This is a genomic window from Actinoallomurus soli (assembly GCF_024055715.1).
GTDB classification, from domain to species: Bacteria; Actinomycetota; Actinomycetes; order Streptosporangiales; family Streptosporangiaceae; genus Actinoallomurus; species Actinoallomurus soli.
Genome location: NZ_JAMXMV010000006.1, coordinates 207,334 through 223,001 on the forward strand (window position 1 = coordinate 207,334; position 15,668 = coordinate 223,001).

The 15,668-nt window shown below is 69.6% G+C and carries 14 protein-coding genes and 1 tRNA gene; 11 read left to right on the forward strand and 4 right to left on the reverse strand.

Going from position 1 to position 15,668, the window contains the following annotated elements:
• The first annotated feature begins 21 nt into the window (after positions 1 to 21).
• The 7 genes from gnd (at position 22) to NDW01_RS17555 (ending at position 8,978) form a co-directional block, all read left to right on the forward strand.
• Positions 22 to 942, forward strand: a complete 921-nt coding sequence (gene gnd, locus NDW01_RS17525; protein ID WP_252821800.1) for a phosphogluconate dehydrogenase (NAD(+)-dependent, decarboxylating) — start codon at positions 22 to 24, stop codon at positions 940 to 942.
• A 391-nt stretch (positions 943 to 1,333) separates the two neighbouring features.
• A complete protein-coding gene (gene recF / locus NDW01_RS17530; RefSeq protein WP_252821802.1) occupies positions 1,334 to 2,458 on the forward strand; it encodes a DNA replication/repair protein RecF in 1,125 nt (374 codons plus the stop codon).
• Positions 2,448 to 2,960, forward strand: coding sequence for a DUF721 domain-containing protein (locus NDW01_RS17535; RefSeq protein WP_252821804.1), 513 nt, complete (start codon positions 2,448 to 2,450; stop codon positions 2,958 to 2,960). The genes recF and NDW01_RS17535 overlap by 11 nt, the downstream gene beginning before the upstream one ends.
• Before the next feature lie 324 nt (positions 2,961 to 3,284).
• Complete coding sequence (gene gyrB / locus NDW01_RS17540) at positions 3,285 to 5,225, forward strand: DNA topoisomerase (ATP-hydrolyzing) subunit B (protein WP_256512187.1); 1,941 nt, start codon at positions 3,285 to 3,287, stop codon at positions 5,223 to 5,225.
• A gap of 71 nt (positions 5,226 to 5,296) precedes the next feature.
• Positions 5,297 to 7,813, forward strand: a complete 2,517-nt coding sequence (gyrA, locus tag NDW01_RS17545) for a DNA gyrase subunit A (protein WP_308211722.1) — start codon at positions 5,297 to 5,299, stop codon at positions 7,811 to 7,813.
• A 49-nt stretch (positions 7,814 to 7,862) separates the two neighbouring features.
• Positions 7,863 to 8,795 (forward strand): DUF3566 domain-containing protein, encoded by a 933-nt coding sequence (locus NDW01_RS17550; protein ID WP_252821806.1) that lies wholly within the window; start codon positions 7,863 to 7,865, stop codon positions 8,793 to 8,795.
• A gap of 109 nt (positions 8,796 to 8,904) precedes the next feature.
• Positions 8,905 to 8,978 (forward strand) — tRNA-Ile (locus tag NDW01_RS17555).
• A 65-nt stretch (positions 8,979 to 9,043) separates the two neighbouring features.
• Here NDW01_RS17555 and NDW01_RS17560 read toward each other — a convergent pair.
• Entirely contained in the window at positions 9,044 to 10,069 is a 1,026-nt protein-coding gene (locus NDW01_RS17560; protein WP_308211723.1) for a site-specific integrase, read from the reverse strand.
• A gap of 476 nt (positions 10,070 to 10,545) precedes the next feature.
• Between NDW01_RS17560 and NDW01_RS17565 the strand changes: the two genes are divergently transcribed.
• The 3 genes from NDW01_RS17565 to NDW01_RS17575 all read left to right on the forward strand — a co-directional run bounded on the left by NDW01_RS17565 (position 10,546) and on the right by NDW01_RS17575 (position 12,500).
• Entirely contained in the window at positions 10,546 to 10,953 is a 408-nt protein-coding gene (locus NDW01_RS17565) for a pyridoxamine 5'-phosphate oxidase family protein (RefSeq protein ID WP_252821810.1), read from the forward strand.
• 51 nt (positions 10,954 to 11,004) lie between these two features.
• The gene (locus NDW01_RS17570; RefSeq protein WP_252821812.1) at positions 11,005 to 11,343 is read left to right on the forward strand and encodes a cyclic-phosphate processing receiver domain-containing protein; all 339 of its coding nucleotides are present in this window, start codon (positions 11,005 to 11,007) and stop codon (positions 11,341 to 11,343) included.
• Between the two features lie 290 nt (positions 11,344 to 11,633).
• Positions 11,634 to 12,500 carry an aldo/keto reductase gene (locus tag NDW01_RS17575; RefSeq protein WP_252821814.1) on the forward strand — a complete coding sequence of 289 codons (867 nt, stop codon included), beginning with the start codon at positions 11,634 to 11,636 and terminating at the stop codon, positions 12,498 to 12,500.
• Between the two features lie 264 nt (positions 12,501 to 12,764).
• Here the strand turns inward: NDW01_RS17575 and NDW01_RS17580 are convergent, their stop codons facing one another.
• Positions 12,765 to 12,938 (reverse strand): hydrophobic protein, encoded by a 174-nt coding sequence (locus NDW01_RS17580; RefSeq protein ID WP_252785267.1) that lies wholly within the window; start codon positions 12,936 to 12,938, stop codon positions 12,765 to 12,767.
• Between the two features lie 151 nt (positions 12,939 to 13,089).
• Entirely contained in the window at positions 13,090 to 13,617 is a 528-nt protein-coding gene (locus NDW01_RS17585; protein ID WP_252821816.1) for an XdhC family protein, read from the reverse strand.
• A gap of 93 nt (positions 13,618 to 13,710) precedes the next feature.
• Between NDW01_RS17585 and NDW01_RS17590 the strand changes: the two genes are divergently transcribed.
• Positions 13,711 to 14,691, forward strand: coding sequence for a zinc-binding dehydrogenase (locus NDW01_RS17590; protein WP_252821818.1), 981 nt, complete (start codon positions 13,711 to 13,713; stop codon positions 14,689 to 14,691).
• A 19-nt stretch (positions 14,692 to 14,710) separates the two neighbouring features.
• Here the strand turns inward: NDW01_RS17590 and NDW01_RS17595 are convergent, their stop codons facing one another.
• Positions 14,711 to 15,340, reverse strand: a complete 630-nt coding sequence (locus NDW01_RS17595; RefSeq protein ID WP_252821820.1) for an HNH endonuclease family protein — start codon at positions 15,338 to 15,340, stop codon at positions 14,711 to 14,713.
• Between the last annotated feature and the right edge of the window lie 328 nt (positions 15,341 to 15,668).

The following is a 15,668-nucleotide window of genomic DNA, read 5'->3' on the forward strand; positions in this document are numbered from 1 at the left end:
GCGCCATCTGAGGAGATGTTCATGGAACTCGGGATGATCGGGCTCGGCCGCATGGGCGGCAACATGGCCAAGCGGATCAAGCAGGCCGGGCACACGGTCGTCGGCTATGACCGTGACCCGGCGGTCAGCGATGTCGGCTCCCTGGAGGAGCTGGTCCAGCGGCTGAACGCCCCGCGCGCGGTATGGGTCATGGTGCCCGCCGGCGATCCGACCCGGGAGACGATCGACCGGCTGAGGGAGCTCCTCGACGCGGGTGACGTCGTCGTCGACGGCGGCAACTCCCACTACCAGGACGACCAGAAGCACGCGGAGCTGCTGGCCGAGCGCGGCATCGGCTTCGTCGACGTCGGCGTCAGCGGCGGCGTCTGGGGCCTGCAGAACGGCTACGCGCTGATGGTCGGCGGCGACGACGAGCACGTCAAGCAGCTCATGCCGATCTTCGAGGCGCTCAAGCCGGAGGGCGAGTACGGCTTCGTGCACGCCGGCGCGGTCGGGGCCGGGCACTTCGCCAAGATGGTCCACAACGGCATCGAGTACGGCATGATGCAGGCCTTCGCGGAGGGCTGGGAGCTGCTGGAGGCCAGCGGCGTCGTCAACAACGTCCCGGAGACCTTCCGCAGCTGGCGCGAGGGCACGGTCATCCGGTCCTGGCTGCTCGACCTGGCCGACCGCGCGCTGAAGGAGGACCCGGAGCTGGCCCACCTGAAGGGTTATGCACAGGACTCCGGCGAGGGCCGGTGGACGGTGCAGGCGGCCGTGGACCTCGCGGTGCCGCTGCCGGTCATCACCGCGTCGCTGTTCGCGCGGTTCGCCTCGCGGCAGGACGATTCCCCGGCGATGAAGATGGTCGCCGCGCTGCGCAACCAGTTCGGCGGCCACGCGGTGGAGTCGCTGAAGGGCGCCGACTCCCCCGGCGCGGACGTCACCCCGCCGCAGTCCTGAGCCGCCACGGCGCCGAGTGCCGCCGCGCTCCTGAGGCGTTGCGGTTCCGGGCCGTGGCGGTCCTGAGCCGCCGGGCTCGTGAGCGACGGCGCGGCGCCGAGCCCTGGCGCGGTCCGGGTCCGGGCGCTCCGGGACGCGCACGGACCCGGTCATCCACAGGGCTGTGGAAAATCCCGGCCGTTCTGGGGACGACCGGGGCGGGCTCCTGGTAGCGGCCGAGGATCCTCCCCCGCCGCGGGACGACCGCCGGGGCCCGCCGTGATCCGCGCCGCGGACCCGCAGGGGTCGATCGAGGCGAGCCGGCCGCGTCGTCCACGACCGCACCCGTGCCCGGTGAGGCCGGTGTGCGGCCGGGCAGCGGGAGCCGTCCACAGGGCCTACCCTCGTCTGGGTGTACGTCGCCCATCTCGCGCTGCAGGACTTCCGGTCGTACGAGTCCGCGGAGATCGCCCTCGACCCGGGGATCAGCGCCTTCCTCGGCCCGAACGGCCAGGGCAAGACGAACCTCGTCGAGGCCGTCGGGTACGTCGCGCTGCACGGCAGCCACCGCGTGTCCACAGACGCACCGCTGGTCAGGCACGGCGCGCAGCGGGCGATCATACGAGCCGGGATCGTCCGCGACGAGCGCAAGGCGCTGATCGAGCTGGAGATCAACCCGGGCCGGGCCAACCGCGCCCGGCTGAACCGGTCGCCCGTCCAGCGTCCCCGCGAGGTGCTCGGGATGCTGCGGACCGTGCTCTTCGCGCCCGAGGACCTCGTCCTGGTCAAGGGCGACCCCGGGGAGCGGCGGCGGTTCCTCGACGAGCTGCTGACCGTGCGCGCGCCGCGGTTCGCGGGCGTGCGCTCGGACTACGACCGTGTCCTCAAGCAGCGCAACGCCCTGTTGAAATCCGCCGCCCAGCACCGCCGGGCGCCCGGCCCGGAGGTGCTGAGCACCCTCGACGTGTGGGACACCCACCTGGCCCGTACCGGTGCCGAGCTCCTCGGCGCCCGTCTGGAGCTGGTCGCCGCGCTCGGCCCGCTGGTGGCCAAGGCGTACGCCGCGCTCGCCCCCGGCGGCGCCGCCGATCTGGAGTACCGGGCGTCGATCGCCCTCCCCGAGTTGTCCACAGACCGTGCACAGCTCGCCGAGGCCCTGTTGACGGGCATGGCCGTGGCGCGCAAGAACGAGCTGGAGCGAGGGGTGAGCCTGGTCGGCCCGCACCGCGACGAGCTGCTGCTGAAGCTCGGCGACCTGCCGGCGCGCGGCTACGCCAGCCACGGCGAGTCCTGGTCGTTCGCGCTCGCGCTGCGCCTCGCGTCGTACGAGCTGCTGCGCGCGGACGGTGACGACCCGGTGCTGATCCTGGACGACGTGTTCGCCGAGCTCGACACCGGCCGCCGCAACCGCCTCGCCGAGCTGGTGGCCCCGGCCGAGCAGGTGCTGATCACCGCGGCCGTGCCCGAGGACGTGCCCGAACGGCTCAGCGGCGCGACGTACGAGGTCTCGAGTGGGGAGGTCGCCCGTGTCCGATGAGCAGCGGGATCCACAGCCTGTGGAAAAGCCGAAGTCGGGGATCGAGCTGGCGCGGGAGGCCCTCGCGCAGGCGAAGGCCGACGCGAAGGCGCGCGGCGCCCAGCCCGGGAAGACCCGCAAGAAGCGCTCCCGTAACACCGGTGCGTCCCGGCGCGGCGGCGACCCGACGGCGTTCGGCCCGGCCATCCGCGAGCTCCTCGCCGCCCGCGGCTGGCAGGAGCGTGTCGCCGTGGGCGGCGTGTTCGGGCGCTGGCCGGAGATCGTGGGGCCGGAGCTGGCCGAGCACACCGAGCCGCAGACGTTCGAGGACGGGATCCTGGTCGTGGCGGCGGACTCCACCACCTGGGCGGCGCAGCTGCGCCTGCTGTCCGGCCCGCTGGTGAAGCGGCTGAACGAGGAGCTCGGGCACGGCACCGTGCAGCGGGTGAAGGTCGTCGGCCCCTCTTCGGCGCCGCGCGGCACCGGCCGGCTGCGGGTGACCGGCGGCCGCCGCCGTACCTGACCGCCCGTGCCCGGCCGCCGTCCTGAAAAGGGGCGTCTGTCCACAGGCTGTGGAACAGGGCTTGCGGAGCCGGGGGTCGATTCGTTTTCGTCGTCCGTACGCCTCGCGACCCCCCAGGACCGGTAGGGGGACTTCCGGGAGGCTCTGTTCGTCGCTTGTGCGCCCTGAGAACGCCCTACATGGCCCAAGAACGGGTCCAGGACGGATAGAATGGAGGCCGGATACAGGACACGATCGCCGTTGCGGGCCGCCCGTGGATCGGGCGCCCTGCTTGTGTATACGGGGAGCTGCACGGCGCGTGTCCTCCGGCAGGAGGATCTCCACTTGGCGTACGACGCTAGCTCGATCACTGTCCTAGAAGGCCTTGAGGCGGTTCGCAAGCGCCCGGGCATGTACATCGGTTCCACCGGAGAGCGCGGCCTCCACCATCTCGTGTACGAGATCGTGGACAACTCCGTGGACGAGGCGTTGGCCGGCTACGCCGACACGATCGACGTGACGCTGATGCCCGACGGCGGCGTCCGGGTCAAGGACAACGGCCGCGGCATCCCCGTCGGCGAGCACCCGGTGGAGAAGCGACCGGCCATCGAGCTGGTCCTCACCACGCTGCACGCGGGCGGCAAGTTCGACAGCAAGTCGTACGCCGTCTCCGGTGGTCTGCACGGCGTCGGATCGGCCGTGGTGAACGCCCTGTCCACCCGGCTGGAGGCCGAGGTGCGCACCGACGGCCACGTGTGGCGGCAGTCCTACAGCTGGCGCGGCGCCGAGAGCCCGCTGCAGAAGGGCGAGCCGACCGACGAGACCGGCACGACGATCACCTTCTGGCCGGACGGGTCGATCTTCGAGACGCTCGAGTGGAACTTCGAGACGCTCAGTCGGCGCATGCAGGAGATGGCGTTCCTCAACCGGGGCCTGTCCATCACCCTCCGCGACGAGCGGCCGGAGCACATCAACGGCGAGCCGCGCGTGGTCACGTACCGCTACGAGGGCGGCATCGAGGACTTCGTCCGCTACATCAACGCGAAGAAGGAGACCGTCCACGAGTCGGTCATCGCGTTCAACGAGGAGACCGACGGCATGTCGGTCGAGGTCGCGATGCAGTGGAGCGGGTCCTACTCCGAGTCCGTGCACACCTTCGCCAACACGATCAACACGGCGGAGGGCGGCACCCACGAGGAGGGCTTCCGCGCCGCGCTGACGACCGTCGTCAACAAGTACGCGCGCGAGCAGAAGCTCCTACGCGAGGGCAAGGACGACAACCTCGCCGGTGAGGACGTCCGCGAGGGCCTCACCGCCATCATCTCGATCAAGCTGGCCGACCCGCAGTTCGAGGGCCAGACCAAGACCAAGCTCGGCAACACCGAGGCGCGGTCGTTCGTCCAGCGCGCGATGTACGAGAACCTGCGCGACTGGCTGGACCGCAACCCCGGTGAGGCCAAGGAGGTCATCAACAAGGCCACGCAGGCGGCCCGCGCCCGGATCGCGGCCCGGCAGGCGCGCGACCTGACGCGCCGCAAGAGCCTGCTGGAGTCGACCTCGCTGCCCGGCAAGCTGTCGGACTGCCAGTCGACCGACCCGGCCAAGTGCGAGATCTACGTCGTGGAGGGCGACTCGGCGGGCGGCTCGGCCAAGGGCGGCCGCGACGCCATGCACCAGGCGATCCTCCCGATCCGCGGCAAGATCCTCAACGTGGAGAAGGCCCGCATCGACCGGGTCCTGAAGAACAACGAGGTCCAGGCGATGATCACCGCCCTGGGCACCGGCATCCACGACGAGTTCGACATCGAGAAGCTGCGGTACCACAAGATCATTTTGATGGCCGACGCCGACGTCGACGGCCAGCACATCCGCACGCTGCTGCTGACCCTGCTGTTCCGCTTCATGAAGCCCCTGGTCGAGGCCGGCCACGTCTACCTCGCCCAGCCGCCGCTTTACAAGATCAAGTGGGACGCACGCGGCAACGACTCCGACTACGCCTACTCCGACCGCGAACGCGACGCGGTCATCGAGGCGGGCATCGCCTCCGGAAAGCGGGACCCCCGCCCGCGCGACGGCGTCCAGCGGTTCAAGGGCCTCGGCGAGATGAACGCCAGCGAGCTGTGGGACACCACCATGGACCCGGCCAACCGCGTCCTGCTCCAGGTCACGCTCGACGACGCCGCCCAGGCCGACGAGCTGTTCACCGTGCTCATGGGCGAGGACGTCGAGGCGCGGCGCTCGTTCATCCAGCGCAACGCCAAGGACGTGCGCTTCCTCGACATCTGACCGGCGCTCCGGCGCCGGACCGACCCCCGGCGCCACCCGGCCACTGACTCAACAGCGGAAGAGGTTCTCAGGTGACGGACGTTACCTTGCCGCCGGAAGGCCCGGCCGACCGGATCGAACCGGTCGACATCCAGGTCGAGATGCAGCGCAGCTATCTCGACTACGCGATGTCGGTCATCGTCTCGCGGGCGCTGCCCGAGGTGCGCGACGGCCTCAAGCCCGTGCACCGGCGCGTGCTCTACGCGATGTACGACGGCGGGTACCGGCCCGACCGTGGCTACTTCAAGTGCGCCCGCGTCGTCGGCGACGTCATGGGCAACTACCACCCCCACGGTGACAGCTCGATCTACGACACCGTCGTACGCCTCGCGCAGCCGTGGGCGATGCGCTACCCCCTCGTCGACGGCAACGGCAACTTCGGCTCGCCCGGCAACGACCCGGCCGCGGCCATGCGGTACACCGAGTGCCGGATGGCGCCGCTGGCCATGGAGATGCTGCGGGACATCGAGAAGGAGACCGTCGACTTCTCGCCGAACTACGACGGCCGCTCCCAGGAGCCCGACGTCCTGCCCAGCCGGTTCCCCAACCTGCTGGTCAACGGCTCGGCCGGCATCGCGGTCGGCATGGCCACCAACATCCCGCCGCACAACCTGCGCGAGGTCGCGGCCGGCGTCGAGTGGTACCTCGACAACTTCGACGCGACCGACGAGGCGCTCCTCGACGCGCTGGTCGAGCGGATCAAGGGCCCGGACTTCCCCACCCACGGCCTCATCGTCGGCCGCCGCGGCATCGAGGACGCCTACCGTACGGGCCGCGGCCTGATCACCATGCGCGCGGTCGTCGAGGTCGAGGAGATCCAGGGCCGTACCTGCCTCGTCGTCACCGAGCTGCCGTACCAGGTCAACCCGGACAACCTCGCGCTGAAGATCGCCGAGCAGGTCAAGGAAGGCAAGATCAGCGGCGTCGCCGACGTACGCGACGAGACCTCCGGCCGCACCGGTCAGCGCCTCGTCATCGTCCTCAAGCGGGACGCGGTCGCCAAGGTCGTCCTCAACAACCTGTACAAGCACACGCAGCTGCAGGAGACGTTCGGCGCGAACATGCTCGCGCTCGTCGACGGCGTCCCCCGCACGCTCCGCCTCGACCAGTTCGTCCGCTACTGGGTCGAGCACCAGATCGACGTCGTCGTCCGGCGCACCCGCTTCCTGCTGCGCAAGGCCGAGGAACGCGCCCACATCCTGCGCGGCCTGCTCAAGGCCCTCGACCGCATCGAAGAGGTCATCGCGCTGATCCGGCGCTCGCCGTCGGCCGCCGAGGCGCAGAACGGCCTGATGCAGCTCCTGGAGATCGACGAGATCCAGGCGCAGGCCATCCTCGACATGCAGCTGCGCAAGCTGGCCGCCCTGGAGCGCCAGCAGATCACCGATGAGTACGACAAGCTCATGGCGGAGATCGCCGACTACAACGACATCCTCGCCTCGCCCGACCGGCAGCGCGAGATCGTCCGCGACGAGCTGCGGGCCATCGTCGAGAAGTTCGGCGACGAGCGCCGTACGCAGATCATCCCCTTCGAGGGCGATGTGTCGATGGAAGACCTCATCGCCGAAGAGGACGTCGTTGTCACCATCACCCGCGGCGGCTACGCCAAGCGCACCAAGACCGACATGTACCGCGCCCAGAAGCGCGGCGGCAAGGGCGTACGCGGCGCGCAGCTCAAACAGGACGACATCGTCGACCACTTCTTCGTGACGACGACCCACCACTGGATCCTGTTCTTCACGAACAAGGGCCGCGTCTACCGCGCCAAGGCGTACGAACTCCCCGAGGCCGGGCGGGACGGCAGAGGCCAGCACGTCGCCAACCTGCTCGCCTTCCAGCCCGACGAGCGCATCGCCGAGGTCCTCGACCTGCGCGACTACGACGTCGCCCCGTACCTCGTCCTCGCCACCAAACAGGGCCGCGTCAAGAAGACCGCCCTGGGGGCGTACGACTCCCCGCGCTCCGCCGGTCTCATCGCCGTCAACCTCGAGGAGGGCGACGAGGTCATCGCCGCCCGCCTGGTCTTCCCCGAGGACGACCTGCTCATGGTGAGCAGCGGCGCGCAGGCCATCCGCTTCCCCGCCCGCGACGACGTCCTGCGCCCGATGGGCCGCGCCACCGCCGGCGTCATCGGCATGCGATTCGACGACGGCCAGGAAGTTCTCGACATGCACGTCGTCCGCGAGGGTGAAGACGTGCTGGTGGCGACCGAGGGCGGATACGCCAAGCGGACCCCCGCCGACCAATACCCGATTCACGGTCGTGGGGGGAAGGGCGTACTGACCGCTAAGATCGTGGAGAATCGCGGCAGACTGGTCGGTGCCCTCATGGTCAGGCCTGAGGATGAGGTGTACGCCATGACTGCCAGCGGTGGCGTCATCCGTACGCGAGCGGCCGAGATCAAGCAGTCTGGCCGCTCCACCATGGGGGTACGCCTAATGAATCTCGCCGATGGGGACAGTGTGGTAGCCATCGCGAGGAACGTTGAGTCCATCGAGGACACCGACGCTGAGCCGGACACAGAGTCCGGGGAGGGGAGCGACGCGTGAGACGCCTCGTGGCGCGTCATGACGTGCGTCGCCTCCCCGGGGAGGTTATATGACGGCCAACGCCGGAAAGGGCGCCGACGGGGACTCCGGGCGTACCACCGGGAAGGGCGGCAAGGGCGGCGCCGGCAAGAGGACCAGCGCCGCGAACAAGCCGCCGACCGACGAGGTGACGGTGAAGAAGACCGACGACAAGGCCAACGGGGCAGAACCGGCAGACCGGGCGGAGGACACCGTCATCGACCTGGCCGCCAAGAAGGACGGCAGCGAGGACACCGTCCAGGACCTCAGGCTGCCGCCCAAGAAGCCGGACCCCACCGGAGACGCCGCCGGCAGCAAGGACCGGCTCGTCTCCCGGGGGTCCAAGAGCTCCCTGGACGAGGGATCCACCACGGGATCCTCCACGGCAAGGGAATCCGGCACCCCTGCGGGTAGGACGACGTCCATGGACATTCCAAAGACGAGTCCAGGATTCGGCTCCGCCGGTTCCACGGCCGGGAGCACCGGGTCCTCCTCCTACGGGTCCGCCTCCTCCACCGCCCTGGAGCCCGCGCCGCGCCCCGCGGACGCCACCCCACCCGGTAAGTCCTCCGGCAAGGCCGCCGGCCGCAAGGCACCCCGCAAGGCCCACCTCCAGGTCGCCCGGTTCGAGCCGTGGTCGGTGATGAAGTTCAGCTTCATCATGTCGCTGGTGTGCTTCCTCGTCCTGTTCGTCGCGGTCACCGTGCTCTACCTGATCCTGTCGGCGCTCGGCGTCTTCGACGCCCTCACCAACACGATCAAGGACCTGCAGGGCAAGACCAGCGGCGGCCTGAACCCCGCCAGCTGGTTCTCCGCCGCCCGGATCCTCGGCTACACCGCACTGATCGGCACCCTCAACGTCCTCCTCATCACCGCTCTCGCCACCGTCTGGTCGGTCATCTACAACATGGCCGCCGACCTCGTGGGCGGCGTTGAGGTCACGCTGAAGGAGGCCGACCAGTAAAACCGCGGCCTCCCGGCCCGGAGGACGGGATTCGATTTCCTGTTGGGGCCGACGATCGGGTATGTTTCTCGACGTCGCCCCGGTTCCTTCGACACGGGGGCGGCTGCACGGGCCTATAGCTCAGTCGGTTAGAGCGCATCCCTGATAAGGATGAGGCCGGTGGTTCAAGTCCACCTAGGCCCACCCACGTCAAAGCCCCCATCGGTGATCCGGTGGGGGCTTTTGACAGCAACGGTGACAGCAACGGCCTAGCGCTCCGAGTCTCCGAACAGCTCTCCCGCCACTCTCCCCAGCCCCTCACGGTGACTCGCGTTGTCTCCGTGGGTGTAGATCTCCAGGGTCACCGAGATGCGCGCGTGCCCAAGGATCTCCTTGGCATCGCTCGGAGGCACGCCGAGTCGCTTGAGCAGAGACGCTGTCGTGTGCCGCAGGTCGTGCAGCCGGATACGGCGCAGGCCCGCCTTGGCGGTGACGCGCTCGAAGGCGCGGGCGAGGTTGCGCGGTTCGATCGGCCGTCCCGTCTTCGTGGTGAAGACCAGCCCCGTTTCCTGCCAGTCGGCACCGGCCCGCCGACGGGCGAACATCTGCCGTTCGGCCAGCTCCACGAAGGCGTCTCGGATGATCGGGAGCATGGGAAGGTCACGTTTGCCCGCTTCGGTCTTGACCTCGGTTCTGATCAGCGCACCGTCCACCCGCTGGAGCTGCCAGCGCACGCCGATGACGTCCTGGTCCAGGTCGACGTCATCCCAGCCGAGGCCCAGCACCTCACCACGGCGGAGCCCGTAGACGAGGAGGAGCACGAAGGCCGGGTAGAGCGGTTCGTTACGAGCGGCGGCGAGGAACGCCCGCGCCTCATCGGCCGTCCAGGGCTTGACCTTCTTTGCAGGAGGAGCGGGCAGGGTGGTCAGCCGAGCGACGTTCACGGTGATCAGTTCTTCCCGCATCGCCCGCGTCAGCGCGGCCCCCAGGACCATCCGCATGATGTGAACCTTGGCCACCGAGTGGCCGGCCGAAATCTGCGCATTGAGGAAAGACTGAACCTTGGCGACCCGCAGCCGCTCCAACCGCTGACTGCCGAGACCCGGCTTGAGGTAGAGCCGCACGGTCTGCTCGTACTTCTTGTAGGTGTTCCAGCGCTTCGCCGGACGCACGACGTGCTCAAGCCAGTAGTCAAGGCGGCGGCGCAAGCGCCGCCGCAGGCCGCCCGCTCCGGCACGCCCTACGGGCGTGCGGCGTGGGCGCCGGTCCCTCCGGCCGTGCCGATCGGGCGGCACGTAGGCTCAGCAGACCCGCACCGGAACTACTGTGACGGACGGCTGAGCTGATGACCGATCGCGCAACATGGCTGAGAACACTGGCCAAGGTCCGGACCGGGCCTGACGACACCGTGACGGGCTCATGCCCCAACTGCGCCTGTGACCGCCTTCACGCGCGATACATCGCCGATAGGGAAAGCCGCATCGGCTACGCGCTTCTGTGGTGCGACGCCTGCCTCCAGGGGGTTTCGGTCTCCCGCGTGAAGGCTCCCGAAGACATGCCGATCTGGCCGCTTGAGGACCCGGCATCGGCAGTCGGCATCCCGGAGTTCCAGCGCAGGGAGTGAGCCTCGGTCGATGGATGCCTCGGCCTACGCCACCCCAAGACCCGAGAGCCGGGGCACTCGGCCGGCCGGCCCCCTGACGAAGAGCTCATCGCTGCGGCTCGGGTCGGCGTCCGTCGTTCTGCCGGAGCTTTCGTCTATCTTCCGGGCATGGCGCTTTCGATGAGTGATCGGCAGGCTTTCCTGGCCGAGCCGCATGTCGCGTCGCTGTCAGTGGTCGCGGGCCCGGATCGGGGGCCGCTGACGGTTCCGATCTGGTACTACTTCGTGCCTGGTGACGTGCCGTGGGTGCTCACCCCACCGGACTCGCGCAAGGCGGGATTGATCGCCGCTGCCGGGCGCTTCACCCTGCTGGTGCACCGAACCTCACCGACGGTCCGCTATGTCAGCGTTGAGGGCAGGGTGATCGACACCGGGCCTGCGACGGAGGACCAGATCCGGTTGATGGCCGGCCGCTACCTGCCGGCCGATCGGGTGGATGCGTATGTCGAGTTCGCGCGTCAGGAGCACATCATCCGGATGCAGCCCGAACACTGGCTCTCGTCCGACCTCGGCTGAATCGCGAAGGCGTGCTGCTCAGGCCGAACGCCGGGCTGCGACGATGGCCGGGTGAACGAGAGCCCGGATGCAGGGACGCCGATCATCCTTGGCGTCGACGACCTGCGCGCTCTGCCAGGGGCCACGCAGATCGCCCGCACCAGCCGCGAGGGCATCCGGCTTCTTGAGGAGCATCGAGACCACCGGATCGACGAACTCTGGCTCGATCACGACCTGGGCGGCGACGACAGCATCATGCCGATCGTGGCGGTGCTGGAGGAGGCGGCGTTCGGCGGGCGGCCCTTCGACATCGGCATGGTCTTCGTGCACAGCGCCAATCCCAGCGGCGCGGAGACGATGGTCCGAGTTCTGAGGCGTTGGGGTTATCGGGTCCGGCGGGCGCCTGCCTAGAGTGGTGGCGCTGCGATCGGTACTGATAGGCTCTCGGTGAGCATTTGGCCTTCCTGGGCCCGGATTCGTCCGCCAGGGAGGCTTTTTTTCGTGTCTGGGGCCCTCGTCCTCGGGCGCAGGTTGATTCCCCGGCCGAGTCTGAGCACTGCTCCGTGACCGTGAGCACTGCTCCGTGACCGGCCTCACCATCGTCTTCAGGAGGTTCCGTGGATGTCGTGCGCCGTGCCGGAGAGGATGCGTCGGGGACCAGGTCTGCACGCGTCGGTGACGCGTCGGCCGCGGGTACCTGGATGCTCGGTGATCTGGAGGTCAATCGCATCGGGCTCGGCGCGATGCGGCTCACGGGGGATGCGGCCTTCGACCTGGGCAGACCGAGCGACCGTGAGCGTTCGATCCGCGTGCTCCGGCGCGCGGTCGAACTGGGCGTCGATCACATCGATACGGCCGCGTTCTACTTCTCGTCGCTGCGGTCGGCGAACGAGCTGATCAACACGGCGCTGAGCCCGTACCCGGATGATCTGGTCATCGCGACCAAGGTCTGGCCGGGTCGGGACTCCTCCGGTGAGTGGTGGTGGGCCACACCCGCCCAGTTGCGCGGTCAGGTCGAGGAGAATCTGCGGCAGCTCGGCCGTGACCATCTCGACCTCGTCAACCTGCGCATCCCGCGACGGCGGGTCGACTCGATCGGCGAGCACTTCGCGGTGCTGGCCGACCTTCGCGACGCCGGTCTCATCCGGCATCTCGGCATCTCGAACGCCACCGCCGACCACCTTGCCGAAGCTCAGGCCATCGCCCCGGTGGTGTGCGTCCAGAACGAGTACGGGATCGGTGCACCGTCCGAGGCACAGGCCCTCCTGCGCACCTGCGGGGAGCAGGGCGTGGCGTTCGTGCCGTTCTTCACCATCGCCGGGCGAGGGCGCGAGGCAGGTGCGGCCGTGACCGGCGAAGACACACGGGTCCGTGCCGTCGCCCGCGCACACGGCGCGACGACCGCCCAGGTCCGACTGGCCTGGGCGCTGCATCAAGGGCAGCACGTGCTGGTCATTCCGGGAACCGGCGACCCCGACCATCTGGTCGAGAACATCGCCGCGGGATCTCTGCGGCTCTCCGATGAGGAGGTGGCACACCTCTCGTCCCCCACGCCAGGAGACCGCTAGGGAGTCCCCGTACGGCTCAGGGGAAAGGCCACCTCGACAAGAGCCTCGCGTGACGGAAGGGCCCCGTGCGGGTGACGGCTTTTACCCGCGGGCTCCCCGGCAAAGCCGTCTGTTCACTTTTCTTTCATGTTCACCCGCGGCACCAAGAACTCGTGTGCTGATTCGGGTTTATCGACAAGACGAGCCCCTGGGCGCACCGCGTCCTGGCGGCCGCCCCCTCGTACGGAGGGACGGCCGCCAGGATCCACGGGTGCGATGGCACGGTCACCATCGGTACCAGCGGCGACGCGGGCCGCCGGCGGTCGCCGAGCCGCGGAACACGAAGCCCAGCAGCCACAGGACGAGAACGGCGAGCGCGATCCACCAGAGAACGTGAACGGCGAAGCCGGCGCCGCCGAGGATAAGCGCAAGGATGAGAACCGCGATCAAGATACCCATTTTCTTCTCCTTCCGGGGATGGCGCCTTCTTCATCACCGACAGGAAAGCGCTTAAACATCCACGATGACGGCTCGCATGGCAAGCCGTTGAAATTCACGAATTGTGGATACGTGAACTCGGCGCGTGAACACCGCCCGTACGAGCCCGGCGTCAGAAGGAGAAGCCGCCCGGGCGCCCGTTGCGATCGGCGATGAGCCCGGCCAGCGTCGCGATGGCGATCTCCGGCGGCGTACGTGAGCCGATGTTCAGGCCGACCGGGCGATGCACCCGGGCGATCTCCTCGGCCGGTACGCCCAGCTCCGTCAGGAGGCGTACGTGCGGGCCGGGATGGCGTGGGTTGCCCAGGACGCCGATCCACCGGACCGGCCGGGTGAGCAGGTCGCGCAGGACGAGGCCGAGGTCGGAGCGGTGGTGGTCGGTGACGACGACGTCCGCCGTACCGTCCAGGCCGGCCGGCGGAGCGGTCACCACCGGGGCGGAGTCGTGGGACACGGTCGCCGCGCGCTCGGGGTCCGGCTCCAGCAGGACACAGCGGTATCCGACCTCCCTGCCGAAGCGCAGGAGGGAGTCGGCCACCGGCGAGGCGAACACGGCGATGAGCGCACGGTCACCCATGTCGCCGGGCGCCGTGCCGTGCGCGACGTCGCACGCCGGGTCGTGCTCGTGTCCGTCGGCCATGCCGCCAGTCTCCCACGGAGCCGGCGAGATTGACCTGAACCGAACTTCAGGTTGCAGAGTCGACCCTCGTACGCCATCGAGCGAGGAGGAACCGTGCACGCGATCCGACAGTACGAGTTCGGCCCACCGGGCACTCTCCGGTACGAGGAGACGCCGGATCCGCGGCCCGGTGAGGGACAGGTGGGCATCGCCGTACGGGCGTGCGGGGTCCACCTGGTCGACACGATGCTCCGCAGGGGATCGTACGAGGGGCCGTTCGCCCGGCCGGAGCTGCCGATGACGCCGGGGCGCGAGGTGGCCGGCGTGGTCGACGAGCTCGGGGCCGGTGTGGAGGAGGACTGGCTCGGCAGGCGCGTCGTGGTCCATCTCGGCATGGCCAGTGGCGGCTACGCCGAACGCGCCGTCGCCGGCGTGGCGGACCTGCACGCGCTCCCCGACGAGCTGGATCACGACGCCGCCGTGGCGATGGTGGGAACCGGGCGCATGACCGTCGGCATCCTCGACATCGCACGACCGGCGCCCGAGGACGTGGTGCTCGTGACCGCGGCCGCGGGCGGGATCGGCACGATGCTCGTCCAGGCGGCCCGCGGCCTCGGAGCTACGGTCGTCGGGCTCGCCGGTGGAGCCGCCAAGGTCGCGCGGGTACGAGGGGCGGGGGCCGAGATCGCGGCCGACTACACGACGCCGGACTGGGCCGACCGGGTACGGGACGCGCTGGGCGGCCGGGGGATCACCCTCGTGCTGGACGGCGTCGGCGGACAGGCGGGACAGGCCGCCTTCGACCTGCTGGCCCCCGGCGGCCGGCTGGTCGTCTTCGGCTGGTCCGGAGGCGAACCGATCCGGTTCACCTCGGCCGATCTCCTCGGGCGCAGCCTGTCGGCCTCCGTCGCCCTCGGCCCGGGGCTCCTCCGCCGCCCCGGCGGCCTGCGCGCCCTCCAGGAGAGGGCGCTGGCCGAGGCGGCGGCGGGCCGCCTGACACCGGCCGTGCAGACCTTCGCGCTCAGGGACGCGGCGGCGGCGCATGCCGCGCTGGAGACACGCGCCACCGCCGGGAAGGTCGTCCTGGTGCCGTGAGGTCCTCAGGCCGGAGCGGTCAGCACTTCTTGAGCACCGCGGCGATCGCCTTCTTCTCGGCGGAGTCCACGGACAGTCCCCAGACGTACTTCACTCTGACGTAGGCGCGGATGTAGGTGCAGCGGAACGCGTGACGGGGCGGCAGCCAACGCGCCGGGTCCTTGCCGCCCTTCTGCCGGTTGATGGGATCGTCGGCGGTCCACAGTTCCGGATGCTTCAGGTCGTTCGCGAACGCGCGGCGCTTGGCGGTGCTCCAGGACTTGGCGCCGGAACGCCAGGCCTCCGCCAGCGCCACGAGGTGCTCGATGTCGACCTTGTGCGGGTTCGTGAGGTACTTCCCGTCGTACGGGCTGTACCAGCGTCCCGCGACCGGGTAGCAGTCGGATCCGACGCGGACGTGCGCGCCGTCGCGCTTCAGTACGACCTCACGGGTGTTGCAGTTGTGACCCTGGTCGATCCACTGGGGGAACTTCGCGCGGCTGTACCCGGAGAGGGTGCCTTCCCGGCGCACTTTCAGCCGGGTCAGTTCCTTCTTCGCGGTCGCCGTGCTCGGCGGCGACGGCGGCGCGGCGGAGGCGGGGGTCGCGAGTACGACGGTCAGGAGGGGCAGGGCGGGCAGGAGGGCGGTGACGGCGATCGCGCGTCTCACGGGCAATCTCCTCTCGGGGGGCTTCCCACGCGCGAGAGTCGCTCGCCCGGGCCACGCCGGAGCGATCACTGAGTGAATCGAGTATGGCGTTATGCCGGGGATGCGGTAACAAGGTGGCCTTACGCTGCTTTGCGCGCTCTGTCACCGTCCCGGCGTCCGGGCTCGGGCGGGAAGCGGGCGAGGTCGGCGGCTTGTCCACAGGGGGGTGTGGATAAGCCGGCGCCCAGGTGGTGGCACTGCCGTCTCGCAGCGGGCTGGAAGCGGCCGGTTATCCACAGGACGTGGAGAACCGGCGTCCGCCGCGGGCCCGTCACCCTCTGCGCTCAGA